The sequence below is a fragment of the Chitinophaga solisilvae genome (genome assembly GCF_009928525.1).
Classification (GTDB): domain Bacteria; phylum Bacteroidota; class Bacteroidia; order Chitinophagales; family Chitinophagaceae; genus Chitinophaga; species Chitinophaga solisilvae.
The window spans coordinates 272408-286530 of record NZ_JAABOK010000002.1; the positions used below are offsets into that span (position 1 = coordinate 272408).

Below are 14123 nucleotides of genomic sequence, written 5' to 3' on the forward strand. Positions count from 1 at the left end.
TCAGTCTGCTTTATCGTTTTACGTTTTATATTATCAGGCAACGGCAGTATTATCTGCGTTCGCCATTACTCTTTCCAGTCTTTCTCTTTCGGCCTGTTTACCTTCCATCTCTTCCACGTTGCGCGCCACACTAAGGATGATGCCAATGGCCATGCTGGTAAATAATACAGAGGAACCGCCCATGCTCACCAACGGCAGGGTAACTCCTGTCACCGGGAACAGCTGTACGTTAACAGCCATATTGGTCAGCGCCTGTATCACCAGCGTAACACTGAGCCCTACTGCCAGGAATGCTCCGAAAGCGTAGGGGCATTTTTTATATATCCTGATACACCGCAGCAGCAGCAGCATGTAAGCCGCCAGTATCAGGAATGCGCCGAACATACCGTATTCTTCAATGATCGTTGCATAGATATAATCGGAATACGCATGTGGTAAAAAGTTGCGCTGCGTGCTGTTACCCGGTCCTTTGCCCAGTATGCCCCCGCCGGCGATGGCGATGTTGGCCTGCTGTACCTGGTACGGAATCTCTGTATGATCGTCATGCAGAAAGCTGTCAATACGCTTTTCCCAGGTTTTGGTACGCATTTCCATGTTGGTGAGCTTGGCCACAAAGAACAGGAGCAGCACCAGTACCAGTCCGCCTGCCACCATGGAAGCCAGGAACCTTACCGGTACGCGGCCTATAAAGCAGAGCAGCATGCAGCTGGCGCCCAGCAGCAGGGCCGTACTCATATTGGCCGGCATAATCAATACGCAGATGATGCCTACCGGTATGATAATGGGCAGAAATCCCTTTTTGAAATCGTTGATCACATGCTGCCGTCTGGACAACTGCCGGCTCACATACATGAAGATGGCGAGTTTGGCCACATCCGATGTCTGGAACGTCAGGTTGATAATCGGGAGCCGGATCCATCTGCTGGCATCGTTGATATGCGATCCGAAGGCCAGTGTGTAGATCAGCAGCGGTATGGATATGAGGAAACCTACCTGCGCCACCCGGGAGTAAATGGTGTAGTTTACCCGGTGCGCGAAATAGATAATCACAATACCCATCACCAGCACAGTGAGCTGTTTCAGCAGATAATATTCCGTATGACCGCCCCGCTCACGGTAGGCGAGGGAGCCGGTTGCGCTATATACAGCCAGCAGGCTCACCAGCGATAGAAATATTACTATCGTCCAGATAACCTTATCGCCTTTTGTTCTATGTAGCAACCCCATCATATGGTATCAGATTATTTTTTTATTTTGTTATTTGAGATTTTATTGTGTTTTGTTGTTTTATGTTATGTTGATTATGTTATGTTGATTGTGTTATGTTGATTGTGTTTTATTGATTGTGTTTTGTTCAGGAAGCCCTTTATTCAATCTTTTTCCTTTTCCGTTACAGTTCTTTTACGGCTTCTTTGAATTTGCGGCCGCGGTCTTCATAGTTTTTGAAGAGGTCGAAGCTGGCGCAGGCGGGAGAGAGCATGACCACGTCTCCTTTTGTTGCCTGGTCAAAGGCTGCGCGTACGGCTTCCGGCATACTGCCGGTGCTGATCATGACCGGTGTGTCTTTGGATAATGCGTCCACGATGGGGGCGTTATCTACACCGAGGCAGATGATAGCTTTTACTTTTTCTTTTACGAGGTCGCGGATGGCACTGTAGTCATTGCCTTTATCCACACCTCCCATAATCAGTACAATAGGTTTCTCAATGCTTTCGAGGGCAAACCAGACGGAGTTTACGTTGGTAGCCTTGCTGTCATTGATAAAATCCACACCGCGGACAGTAGTCACATATTCCATTCTATGTTCCAGGCTTTTGAAGGAAGCCAGGCTTTCGCGGATTTTTTCCTTTCTTATATCCATGGTTCTGCCTGCAATTGCTGCTGCCATCGAATTATACAGATTGTGTTTCCCTTTTAGTGCCAGGTCGTACATGGACATGATAACCGGTTCTCCGTCAACCAGTATTTGCAACTGCTCGTTGGCAATAAAGCCGCCTTCTTTCAGTGGTTTCATGATGGTAAAAGGTATTGATGTTGAATAAATGGGTTGCTGCGCCAAATGATGCATGATCTCCGGATCATCCATACAATAGATGAAATAATCTTCTTTTGTCTGGTTCATCGCGATTCTGAACTTGGACGCTACATAATTTTCCATTTTGTAGTCGTACCGGTCCAGGTGATCAGGCGTAATGTTCAGCAGGATGGCCACGTTGGGTTTGAATTCCTTAATGTCATCCAGCTGGAAGCTGCTGATTTCAATCACATAATACTCCGCCGGGGCGGTCGCCACCTGCCTGGCATAGCTGACACCAATATTTCCTACCATAGCCACATCCAGTCCTGCAGTTTTAAAGACGTGGTAGGTGAGGGCAGTAGTGGTGCTTTTGCCGTTGCTGCCGGTGATGGCAATTATCTTTTTACCTGTCGAGAAACGGTAGGCCAGCTCTATCTCGGAGATGACAGGTATGCCTTTTTCGCGTACCTTTTTCATCAGTTCCGATTTTTCAGGGATACCGGGGCTTTTAACGATTTCGTCTGCGCCGAGTATGATATCCCAGGAATGATGTCCTTCTTCGAAAGAGATATGGTTTACCGCCAGTTCCTGTTTATAGTTATCTTTTATGATACTTCCGTCAGATACAAAAACATCATATCCCTGCTGTTTTCCCAGCAAGGCTGCACCTATTCCGCTTTCACCGGCTCCTAATATGATGAGTTTATGTTCCATTTCGTTTAGTCTTCTATGTTAGTCTGTTAATTTATTATCTCATTTTAAATGTTGCGATGGCAAACACTACGCACATCACGGTTACGATCCAGAAACGCACGGATATTTTGCTTTCGTGGTATCCCAGTTTCTGGTAGTGGTGATGCAGCGGCGACATTTTCAGTATACGTCTGCCTTCTCCGTATTTCTTCTTGGTGTATTTGAAGTAGGATACCTGTAACATGACAGATAACAGTTCTACCAGGAATACGCCGCAGAAGATAGGAATCAGCAGCTCTTTGCGTACAATGAATGCCAGTGCGGCGATAATTCCTCCCAAAGCCAGGCTTCCGGTGTCGCCCATGAAAACCTGTGCGGGGTATGCATTATACCAGAGGAACCCAACACATGCACCCACAAAGGCCGCGATGAAAATAGACAGCTCACCGAGGTTGGGGATGTACATAATGTTGAGGTATTCCGCAAACTGGATGTTGCCGGATACATAAGCAAAAATGCCGAGCCCTATTCCTATAATGCCCGACACTCCTGTTGCCAGGCCATCCAGTCCGTCCGTTATATTAGCGCCGTTGGATACGGCGGTAATGATAAAGATGACGATCAGTATGTAGATGACGAACGTATATTTTTCTGCTCCCGGAATCCAGGAGATCAGTTTGGAATAATTGAACTCATGGTTTTTAACGAACGGGATAGTGGTAATGGGTGTTTTTACATCCACAAACCGGTGTCCGTCGCGGGTAACCCTTTCCGGATGGTTGGTCATCTGCCTTTCATAAGGGGCCAGTTTTTTAGCGCCCATTACTTCACGTGATACCACTACATCCGTATTGAAGTAGAGGGTGGTACCTACAATGAGGCCGAGTCCTACCTGGCCCAGGATCTTGAATTTGCCGGCCAGTCCTTCCTTATTCTTTTTAAATACCTTGATATAATCATCTACAAATCCGATGAGTCCCAGCCATACGGTACATAACAGTATGAGCCAGATATATACATTGGCTACCTGTGCAAAGAGCAGGGTAGGGATGATAATAGCTGCGAGAATAATCAGGCCGCCCATGGTAGGGGTGCCTTTTTTGGTGTTTTCACCCTGGAGGCCCAGTTCACGGATGGTTTCGCCGATCTGTTTGCGTTGCAGGAACTTAATAATACGTTTACCCAATAACAAAGAGATGACCAGCGACAGCAGGAGAGCCATCGTTACACGGAAGGTGATAAACTGAAACATACCACCGCCGATGACGCTGATCTTAAATTCTGTTTTCAGGTAATTTAAAAAATAATATAACATATGTTTTAGTCGTAGTCGGCTTCCTCAGCGGATTGCCGGCTGTTAAGCATTGGATTATTAAGTTCTTGGTTCCTCTTTTAGTTTTATTTGTCCATCAGTTTCATCACATCCTGCAGCACCTGTTTATCGTCAAAGGGATGTTTCACTCCTTTTATTTCCTGGTATTTTTCATGGCCTTTTCCGGCAACGAGGATGATGTCTTCCTTACCGGCGAGGGAAACAGCTGTTTTGATAGCTTCTTTCCTGTCGGTAATGGAGAGCACTCTTTTCTTCAGATGCACCGGTACGCCGGCTTCCATTTCGTGGATGATGGCTGCAGGATCTTCCGAGCGCGGATTATCGGATGTCAGAATCACCCGGTCGCTCAGTTCTGCCGCCACATCGGCCATGACAGGTCTTTTAGCCGTATCTCTGTCACCGCCGCAGCCTACTACGGTAATTACCTGTTCGTGTCCTTTGCGCAGGTTTTTGATCGTGGCCAGTACATTTTTCAATGCATCCGGCGTGTGTGCATAATCCACAATAGCGATGATCTGGTCGTGTGCAGAAACGATATAATCGAACCTGCCTTCTGCACCCTGAATATCGCTGAGGGCGCGGAGTACGGCTGCTTTATCGCTGCCCAGCAGTATGGCTGCGCCATATACTGCCAGCAGGTTATAGGCATTGAATTCACCGATGAGACGGAAGTGTACCTCCGTTTCATTGATCTGCATAATCAGTCCGGTGAGGTTATTTTCCAGTATTTTACCTTTGAAATCCGCCAGGGTGCGCAGGCTGTAGGTCGCCTTTTTTGCTCTGGTATTCTGCAGCATGACCATCCCTCTTTTATCATCGAGGTTGGTGAGAGCAAAAGCCGTTGCCGGCAGCTGGTCAAAGAATGCTTTCTTTACCCGGATGTATTCATCAAATGTTTTATGATAGTCCAGGTGATCATGGGTAATATTACTGAAGATGCCTCCCGCGAATTTCAGTCCGGCGATACGCTGCTGGTGAATTGCGTGGGAGCTTACTTCCATAAAGGCGTACAGGCAGCCTTCGTCCGCCATTCTGGCCAGCAGGGCGTTGAGGCTGACAGGGTCCGGCGTGGTATGCGTGGAAGGTATCACGTTATCGCCGATCTGATTCTGTACGGTAGACAATAACCCGCAATGATAGCCCAGCCTGGTGAACAGGCGGAATAACAGGGTAGCGATGGTGGTTTTTCCGTTGGTACCGGTTACGCCTACCAGCTGCAGTTTATGGGATGGGTTGTCATAGAAGTTTCCTGCGATGACACCGCTGGCCTGCGCACTGTTTTCTACCTGTACAAAAACGGTGTTGCCGGAAAGTTGTTCCGGCAATGTTTCACAAATGATGGCGGCAGCGCCTTGTTCTATGGCTTTATCAATGTACTGATGGCCGTCTACATGTACTCCTTTCACCGCAATGAAAGCATCTCCGGGGCGTATGGCCCTGGAATCGATACACAATGCGTTCACGGTAATGTCGGTATTACCATGAACGGCTCTGATGCCTGCATTATACAATATGTCGCGCAGCGTCTTCATCTAACTCAGTTCTATTACGATTGTCTGTTCAGTTCCTATTCTTGTTCCGCCGGGGAGAGATTGTGTTCTCACTTTTCCGGCTCCTTTCACCACTACCCGCAGCCCGGCATTTTCCAGCAGGTACAGCGCGTCTTTAAGGCCCATTCCTGTTACGTCGGGTACGGCGCCTTTGGCTTGCGTCAGTGATTCAAAGGCAATTTTCCGGTTGCTGACCTTTGCGCTTACCCAGCTGTTGTTGCTGACGGAGCTACTGGCGGGCAGCCGGAGTGTTCCTAGTATTTCTTTCCATTCAGCGCCTTTCCCGTTTTTCATTGCCAGTGTTGAATCCAGCTGAAGGGTGGCCTGCATGGGCTTTTGTTTTTCCACGGCGATAGCATACAGTTTGTCAGCTACCTCGCGGAATACGGGGCCTGCTACATTGGCGCCGTAGAAGCGCAGTGCGTGCGCTTTGTTTTTGATGACTACCACGCAGGTGTACTGCGGATCATTGACCGGGAAATATCCGGCGAATGAGGACTGGTAGATTTTATCAGCGTAACCTCTGCTGCCGTTGGCGACGAGGGCGGTACCGGTTTTGGCGGCGAAGTTGTAGTAGGGGCTGCGTAATCTTTTCGCAGTACCGTCTACAGCAACACCTTCCAGCATGGCCTGTACCTGTCTGAGTGTCCGGTTGGAGCAGATGCTGTCCAGCAGTACGGTAGGCTCAAACTGTTTAACTACCTGGCCAAATTCCATCACAGAATTGACGAGGTAGGGCTTCATCATTTTACCGTTGTTGGCCACTGCATTGTACAGCATGCACGTTTGCAGCGGGCTTATCAGCACTTCGTAACCGAATGCCATCCAGGGCAGTGAGGTATTGCTCCATGTTTTGGAGGCGGTGGTTTTAACCACCGGTCTGCCTTCACCGACCAGGTCTATACCCGTACTCTGATCCAGTCTCAGTCTTTTGAGATTAGATACAAATTTGTTGGGTTGTCTGCCATAAAACTGAACGGCCAGTTTAGCCATTCCTACATTGGAACTGAGTTCAAATGCGTGTTTGATGGTTACATTCTGGGGGCCGGGGTGGGGTTCAGAATCGAATACGGTTCTGCGGCCTACCTGCCAGCGTCCATTTTCCATATTGACCATGGAGTTCATGGTCGCGTATTTATCTTCCAGCACAGAGATGACGGTAGCCAGTTTAAAGGTGGAACCGGGTTCGCCTACCTGCAGTGCATAGTTCATATTTTCCCAGTAGCTGCCATCGGGTTGCCGGCCCAGATTGGCGATAGCTTTGATTTTGCCGGTTTTAACTTCCATGAGGATACAGGTGCCGTGATCTGCTTCATTGGAAACCATCATATTCATGAGGGCGGTTTCCACGATGTCCTGCATGTTAACATCGAGGGTGGTGATAATATCGCGGCCGTTTTCCGGTTCGATATCATAGCCTTCCACGGGTACGTAGGTACCGCCTGCGATGCGGCGCATCAGTCTTTTTCCGGTTACCCCTTTCAGGTAATCGTTATAGGTTCTTTCCAGGCCCACGCTCTGGGAGTTTTCTCTGGCCAGTCCGATGGTTCTGTTGGCCAGGAGTTTAAAGGGGTTGATACGTTTGCTTTTGCTTTCCGCGATCATACCGCCTTTATTTTTCCCCAGCCGGAACATGGGGAAGGAGCGTAGCTGCTGGTATTGGTTAAAGGGCACATCTCTTTTCAGGAGAAAGTAGCGGTCCTTTGATTTGTAGCCTTCCTGCAGGAGTTGTTTGTATCCTGCTCTGGTGCGGTCGCCGAAAGTCTGGGAAAGTGCCAGGGATAAGGAGTCGAGGTTTTCCTTGAACACTTTGCCGTTTTTATCGCGGAGGCCGTCGGCGGCGAAATCGATGCGTATATCGAAGTAGGGAATGGAGGTAGACAGCATTCTGCCTTCTTCAGAGTAGATGGTTCCTCTTTCCGCATCGAGGGCTACATATCCGGTATGGAGGCTGTCAGCCATATTCCGCCAGTAGTCGCCTTTAATGTTCTGGATGTAGAAAACCTTAACCAGGATGGCCACACCGAAGAGTGCCATGCCGATCAGGCACAGATACACACGCCACAATATGTCCTTTTTTACATCCACTTTCGTAATATTAACTTTATGCTTTTAGCTGTTAGGGCTTAGCGGAATGCTAATGCCTAACAGCTAACGGCTATTAAGGGAGGTACCTGACACTGGCTGCTTTTTTTATATGAGATGCTTGCCAATTTTGATTACCAGCATCCCCGTCCTGATTATCAGGCGGGCAGCATCAGGTACCAATGATTAAATCATTTTTCAGTATCTTTTTTCAGCACAATCTTTTGTGGAGGGGAGCTGAGTTCTTTAAGGCCCAGCGGCTCTACCGACTTGCTGACTTCACTCATTTTACTGCGAAACATGAGCTCACTTTTCACGTTGATGTATTCCCACTTGAGCTCTTTAATTTCTTTGCCAAGCTGATTAATGCGGCGGATTTTTTTTTCAGCGAGATGACTGTTGGCGATATAGATCAATGCCAGAACAGACAGGAAACCGATAAAGGGCATGTTTTGCACCAGCGCTCTGTAATTGATGCGCAGACGCCATTCCCGTTTGGTATCCCTGGAGGCAGTTTCAGTAACTGTCTCGGGTGTATCCTGGTTTTTTTCTATAACTTCTTCCTGCAACACGCTTTATGCCTTTTTAACAGATTGACAATATAAAATGAAAGCAAATCACAACAGATGTGTATAGGATAGGATAGGATCTTGTGAGCCGGCGAAATGCCGTATCACGATGTTTTTTCGGCTACTCTCAGCTTTGCGCTTCTGGATCTGCTGTTAAGCTTCAGTTCTGCATCGCTGGCGGTAACCGGTTTTTTTGTGATTAATCTGAACAATTTGGGGGGTGTTTCCTTTCCAAACGGATCTTCCGGTGCTTCCTCGAAACTGCCTGTCTTCATAAAATTTTTTACCAGCCTGTCCTCCAGCGAGTGGAAGGTGATGATGGCCAATCTGCCTCCTGGTTTTAACACGTTGGCAGATTGTGTCAGTAAATCTTTTAAAGCGCCCAGTTCATCGTTAACGGCTATACGCAGGGCCTGGAAAACCTGGGCCAGATATTTTTGCGGGTTGCCTTTTACGATGGGCTGGATCACAGATTTGAATTCTGTGATAGTACGCATGGGGTGTGTTTTTCGTAGCCTGACAATGGTTTGTGCCAGCGTTTTGGCATTCGTCACTTCTCCGTAATCCTGGAAAATCAGTTGTAACCTTGCTTCGCCCCAGGTAGCCAGTATTTGTGCTGCCGTGAGCGTTGTTCTCGTATCCATTCGCATGTCCAGGTCTCCGTTGAACCGGATGCTGAAACCTCTTTCTGCCGTATCGAACTGGTGTGAAGACACACCCAGATCCGCCAGCACGCCGTCTACCTGTTCCGCCTTATGTAATTTCAGGAAGCGTTGCAGGTGCCGGAAATTTTGTTGTACAAATGTTACACGTTCATCTATAATCCTGTTGCGGTAAGCATCTTCATCCTGATCAAATACTATCAGTCGTCCTTTTTCGCCCAGTTTCTCCAGTATGGCTCTTGAGTGTCCTCCGCCTCCAAACGTAGCATCTACATAAGTTCCCTCGGGATTAATCTGTAGAAGCGTTGTTGTTTCCTGCAGCAGAACGGGTAGGTGATATTGTTGTTCGCCCATATGCTCCAGTTTAAATTGAAATATTATTGTCTCCTCCTCCCATAACCTGTTGAGCCAGATCACTGAAGGCTCCTGGTGAGAAATTTTCAAAGAACTCCTGGTATTTACCTTTATCCCAGATCTCGATTTTATTGGATGCTGCTGCCAGCACAATATCTTTTTCCAGATTAGCGTATGACAGCAGGTTTTTCGGTACCAGCAGTCTTCCCGCGCTATCTAACTCCAGTATGGTAGCCCCGTTCAGGAAGTAGCGCCTAAATTCCCTTACTTTCGGGTCAAAATCGTTCAGCTTGCTGATACGTTCGAAAATGGGTTGCCACTCGTTCATGGGATACAACGACAGGCACTTCTCAAAGCCGCGGTTAATCACAAACTGTCCACCGGCGCTTTCTGACAGCTGCTTTTTGAATCCAGCAGGCAGTAAAAAGCGGCCCTTTGCGTCCAGCGTTGCTTCATATTCGCCAAGAAAACCTGTCATACCATGGGGCAAAGTATTTCAAAAATCCATTTTCTAACACAAAATAACACTTTTTCCCACTTTTTAACGAAAAAATACTTTATAAATTTTTTCCACAGGAACAGAAAGGCCAATATACAGGGTTTCACACGCCTTTATGCACCGTAGCTGTGCATTATGTGTGTATGTATGTGTATAACGTGTTAATTAATGTGAATTATGTGTTCATATCTTCTGAAAAGCGTATCTGTAACCCCTTTGATAAAATTTTTTTACCGGCTTTTTTTGACTTTCTGCCCCCCTTTTTTTATTTTCGGTGGGAACAGGTGGTAAAATTTAATTTCCGGATGGAAAAGACGCTGTTTCAGCGATTTAATTACCCCTTTTGCAAAATTTTAACAGCAATGAAAATCTCTCTGCCTTACATTTACATTTAATTCTTAATTTTGCCACTCTTTTATGCGGAAATTTTTATTGTACACCACTATCCTTGCGCTGATAGTATCCACTTCCTGTAATACGGAGCTGAGAAGAATCGAAAAAAGCAACAACTTCGAGAAGAAGCTCGCGTATGCGGATAAATTGTTCCAGAAGAAAAAATACAATACGGCGCAAACGCTCTACCAGGACCTGTTAACGGTGTACAAGGGAACTGAAAAATTCGAAGCGCTGTACTATAACTATGCATACTGCTCCTACTATGTAAAGGACTATGTGCAGGCAGCATTTCACTTTAAAAATTATCTGGATGTGTTTCCCAACAGCCCCAGAGCTGTGGAAATAGACTACATGCAGGCTTATTGCTACTATAAACAGTCTCCCAAGGTTTCCCTGGACCAGACCAACACCATGAAGGCCATGGCACAGATGCAGACCTTCATCAACAACTATCCCACCGCGGATAAGGTGGCGGAAGCCAACCTGGTGATTGAACTCTGCCGCCGCAAACTGGAGAAAAAAGAATATTCAGCCGCCGAACTGTATTACAACCTCGGCTTTTATAAAGCTGCCGGTATCGCCTTCAAAAACCTGATGCGCAACTACCCGGACTCTGATAAAAGCGACGGCTACAAGATAATGGCTATCAGGGCCTATTTCAATTATGCTAAAAACAGTATAGAGGAAAAGCAAAAAGAACGCTACGAAACAGTTGTGAGTGAGTACATGGACTTTGCCGACCACTATCCAAACAGTAAATTGAAGCCGGAAGCCGAAAAATTTTATACCTTAGCACAAAATAATATTAAATCACTGGAAAATGAGCAAAATAAAGAGAAGTCTAACCAGTAGTCTTAATCCCTGGGTAGAAACCAAAAATACTACCGACATTAAGAACCGGACCGGAAACTTATATGAGTCTATTGCCGTGATAGCCAAACGCGCCAATCAGATCAATATTTCCGTGAAAGAGGAGCTCCATTCCAAGCTGGAAGAGTTTGCCAGTCATACTGACAACCTCGAAGAAGTACACGAAAACAAGGAGCAGATTGAGATTTCCCGCTTTTACGAAAGACTGGCAAATCCTGCAATTCAGGCTACTCAGGAGTTCCTGGATAATAAAATTTATTTCCGCAAGAACGACGACGATCTGTTCAGCTAATCCGCCGCACATTATTTTGTGAGGTGCGTGATTGCGAAAAATAAAAATATTAATTTCATGGCGGCAGAATAATATCTGCCGCTTTTTTTTTGTTTTTATATCTATGGACGATATTAAAATTCTACATGGAAAAAAGATTCTGCTGGGCGTTTCCGGCAGTATCGCGGCCTATAAGGCGGCTACCCTCACCCGCCTGCTCGTAAAGGAAGGCGCCATCGTAAAAGTGGTGATGACCCCTGCAGCAGCAGATTTCATCACCCCGCTCACCCTGGCTACCCTCTCCAAAAATGAAGTACCGCTCCATATCAGCGACCACAACAGCTGGAATAACCACGTCATGCTGGGCCGCTGGGCAGATGTTATGCTCATAGCACCTGCTTCTGCCAATACCCTCGCCAAAATGGCCAACGGCCTCTGCGATAACCTGCTGCTGGCCATTTACCTGTCGGCCGCCTGCCCCGTTCTCTTCGCCCCCGCCATGGATGAAGACATGTGGCGTCATCCCGCCACCAGGGCCAACCTGGACAAACTCCGCCAGTATGGCCACCTGCAGATCCCCGTGGACTCCGGCGAACTGGCCAGCGGCCTGTTCGGAGAAGGCCGCATGGCGGAACCTGAAAGCATGGTCGCCCTGCTGCGCCGCCACTTCAGCCAGGCATCCAATGCCCGCAAGCCATTGGATGGTAAAGTAGCCGTAGTAACTGCCGGGCCCACTATTGAACACATTGACCCCGTAAGGTATATTACCAACCACTCCAGCGGAAAAATGGGTATCGCCATCGCGGAAGCCCTCGCCGATGCCGGCGCCCGCGTGAAACTGGTACTCGGCCCTACCCACCTCACCACCCATCACCCCGGTATCGATATCATCAATGTACAGTCTGCCGAAGAAATGTTCCGCAGCGTCATTGCCGTTTACCCGCTATCGGACATTGTGGTAGCCGCTGCCGCTGTGGCTGACTACCGCCCGGCGCAGACATCTGATAAGAAAATCAAGAAAGACAACGAACAGCTCAGCATAGCCCTGGAGAAAACCCATGATATCCTGAAAACACTGGGTAACAACAAAGGGCCCCAGCAACTGCTGGTGGGCTTCTCCCTGGAAACCAACAACGAAAGGGAATACGCCCTCAAAAAACTGCGGGATAAGAACCTGGATATGATTGTAATGAACTCCCTCGCAGACGCAGGAGCCGGATTCAACTATGACACCAACAAAGTAACCCTGTTTGACCACCACGGCAAAGAACGCAGCCTGCCGCTGAAATCCAAACAGGAAGTTGCCAAGGATATTGTTTCTGCTATAATCGAATTGCAACATGCATAACCGTTTCCCTTTGACCCTGCTGCTGGCAGGCGCCTTCTTTTTATTTTGCGGCCGTACTGCCCGTGCACAGGAGATCAGGGCCAACGTTACCGTGATCGCCAACCAGGTACAGGGCGTAGACAGAAAAGTGTTTACCACCCTGCAGACAGCCCTGAAGGAGTTCCTCAATAACCGCCACTGGACTGATGATGCCTTCACGCCCGCGGAAAGGATTGAATGTAATTTCCTGCTCAATATTACCGGGGTGGCCGGTGAAAACACCTATAAGGCTTCGCTCACCATACAGGCTACCCGGCCCGTATATAACAGCGGGTATGTGACCAGCCTGCTCAACACCCAGGACAATAACGTATTGTTCCGGTACGCGGAATTCCAGCCGCTGGAATTCAACGATAACCGCGTGGTAGGTAATGACCCGCTGGCTTCTAATCTTACGGCTGTCATGGCCTATTATGTAAACGTCATCCTGGGGCTGGACTACGATTCCTTTTCCCCGCGCGGCGGCGATGCCTACTTCAAAAAAGCGCTCAATATCGTCAACAACGCGCCCGACGGAAAAGATATCACCGGCTGGAAAGCCTTTGAAGGTCAGCGTAACCGCTACTGGCTGCAGGATAACCTCCTCAATGTGAAGTTCCTGAACTTCCACGATGTCATGTACCAATACCACCGCAACGGCCTCGATATTATGTATGACGATGCAGCCAGAGGCCGCGCTGCCATTATGAATTGCCTCAACCTGCTCTATGCTATTCACCAGGATATACCCAATTCCATGCTGATGCAGACTTTCTACCAGGCAAAGGCAGATGAACTGCAGAAAATATTTTCCAAGGCCATGCCGCAGGAAAAAAGCAGGGCCGCGGAATTACTGGCCCAGATGGATATACCGAATGCACAGAAGTATCAACAAATGAAATAAGCTACCTGTCAGCGTATAGCCTTTGCCGTTATACAGCTGCTAACAGGACCAATCAGAAAAAATGAAGAACAGCATAACAGCGCTAGCGGCAGTAATAATATGGTTTCTCACTGCCTGTGGAGATGGAGACCGGATACCCAAGGAGTATATCGATAAGCAGAAAATGACCGCCATCCTGGTGGATATGTCGGTGGCAGATGCCTACGGAAATGATATTACCCAGGATAATATGCGGGTACCGGATTCTATCCGGCAGGAAAAAGTCAAAGTGCTGTACAAACAGGTGCTGGACCTGCATAAAATAGATGCGAAGACGTTTATGACCAGCTACACGTATTATGAAAATCATCCTGACCGGATGAAAGAGGTATTTGAAATGGTGCAGGCAGACCTCACCGCGCGAAAAGCCAAACTGGGAGAGCCGGGAAGTGAAAGCGCCCCACTGATGCACCGGCTGAAAATTATTTTCCCCTACGCAGAAAAAGCCATTGCCATTCCCACGAATACCGACACTGTACGGCCTTTCGTGAAACGGCAACCATAAGATATAATAA

General features: G+C 47.8%; 13 protein-coding genes. 5 read left to right on the forward strand and 8 right to left on the reverse strand.

What is annotated here, in order from left to right; all coding sequences use genetic code 11:
• Nucleotides 1-33 precede the first annotated feature (33 nt).
• The 8 genes from GWG06_RS03920 to mraZ form a co-directional block, all read right to left on the reverse strand.
• Nucleotides 34-1230, reverse strand: coding sequence for an FtsW/RodA/SpoVE family cell cycle protein (locus GWG06_RS03920; RefSeq protein WP_235938126.1), 1197 nt, complete (start codon nt 1228-1230; stop codon nt 34-36).
• Nucleotides 1231-1390: 160 nt separating this feature from the next.
• Entirely contained in the window at nt 1391-2731 is a 1341-nt protein-coding gene (gene murD / locus GWG06_RS03925; protein WP_127038079.1) for a UDP-N-acetylmuramoyl-L-alanine--D-glutamate ligase, read from the reverse strand.
• Nucleotides 2732-2765: 34 nt separating this feature from the next.
• Nucleotides 2766-4025 (reverse strand): phospho-N-acetylmuramoyl-pentapeptide-transferase, encoded by a 1260-nt coding sequence (gene mraY / locus GWG06_RS03930; RefSeq protein ID WP_127038081.1) that lies wholly within the window; start codon nt 4023-4025, stop codon nt 2766-2768.
• An 83-nt stretch (nt 4026-4108) separates the two neighbouring features.
• Nucleotides 4109-5575: a UDP-N-acetylmuramoyl-L-alanyl-D-glutamate--2,6-diaminopimelate ligase gene (locus GWG06_RS03935; RefSeq protein ID WP_160711483.1), complete on the reverse strand. Its 1467-nt coding sequence runs from the start codon at nt 5573-5575 to the stop codon at nt 4109-4111.
• Complete coding sequence (locus GWG06_RS03940) at nt 5576-7681, reverse strand: penicillin-binding protein (RefSeq protein ID WP_127038084.1); 2106 nt, start codon at nt 7679-7681, stop codon at nt 5576-5578.
• A gap of 188 nt (nt 7682-7869) precedes the next feature.
• Nucleotides 7870-8250 carry an FtsL-like putative cell division protein gene (locus tag GWG06_RS03945; RefSeq protein ID WP_235938127.1) on the reverse strand — a complete coding sequence of 127 codons (381 nt, stop codon included), beginning with the start codon at nt 8248-8250 and terminating at the stop codon, nt 7870-7872.
• 101 nt (nt 8251-8351) lie between these two features.
• Nucleotides 8352-9263, reverse strand: a complete 912-nt coding sequence (gene rsmH / locus GWG06_RS03950; RefSeq protein WP_127038086.1) for a 16S rRNA (cytosine(1402)-N(4))-methyltransferase RsmH — start codon at nt 9261-9263, stop codon at nt 8352-8354.
• 10 nt (nt 9264-9273) lie between these two features.
• Nucleotides 9274-9741, reverse strand: coding sequence for a division/cell wall cluster transcriptional repressor MraZ (gene mraZ / locus GWG06_RS03955; RefSeq protein WP_127038088.1), 468 nt, complete (start codon nt 9739-9741; stop codon nt 9274-9276).
• Between the two features lie 438 nt (nt 9742-10179).
• On the opposite strand from mraZ, the gene GWG06_RS03960 reads away from it, so the two are divergent.
• The 5 genes from GWG06_RS03960 (at nt 10180) to GWG06_RS03980 (ending at nt 14113) form a co-directional block, all read left to right on the forward strand.
• The gene (locus tag GWG06_RS03960) at nt 10180-11010 is read left to right on the forward strand and encodes an outer membrane protein assembly factor BamD (RefSeq protein WP_127038090.1); all 831 of its coding nucleotides are present in this window, start codon (nt 10180-10182) and stop codon (nt 11008-11010) included.
• A complete protein-coding gene (locus tag GWG06_RS03965) occupies nt 10979-11320 on the forward strand; it encodes a DNA-directed RNA polymerase subunit omega (protein WP_078668842.1) in 342 nt (113 codons plus the stop codon). Before GWG06_RS03960 ends, GWG06_RS03965 begins: the two co-directional genes overlap by 32 nt.
• Nucleotides 11321-11423: 103 nt before the next feature.
• The gene (gene coaBC, locus GWG06_RS03970; protein ID WP_235938129.1) at nt 11424-12647 is read left to right on the forward strand and encodes a bifunctional phosphopantothenoylcysteine decarboxylase/phosphopantothenate--cysteine ligase CoaBC; all 1224 of its coding nucleotides are present in this window, start codon (nt 11424-11426) and stop codon (nt 12645-12647) included.
• Nucleotides 12640-13569: a type IX secretion system protein PorD gene (gene porD / locus GWG06_RS03975; RefSeq protein WP_127038092.1), complete on the forward strand. Its 930-nt coding sequence runs from the start codon at nt 12640-12642 to the stop codon at nt 13567-13569. Before coaBC ends, porD begins: the two co-directional genes overlap by 8 nt.
• 61 nt (nt 13570-13630) lie before the next feature.
• Nucleotides 13631-14113, forward strand: coding sequence for a DUF4296 domain-containing protein (locus tag GWG06_RS03980; RefSeq protein ID WP_160711485.1), 483 nt, complete (start codon nt 13631-13633; stop codon nt 14111-14113).
• The last annotated feature ends 10 nt before the right edge of the window (nt 14114-14123 follow it).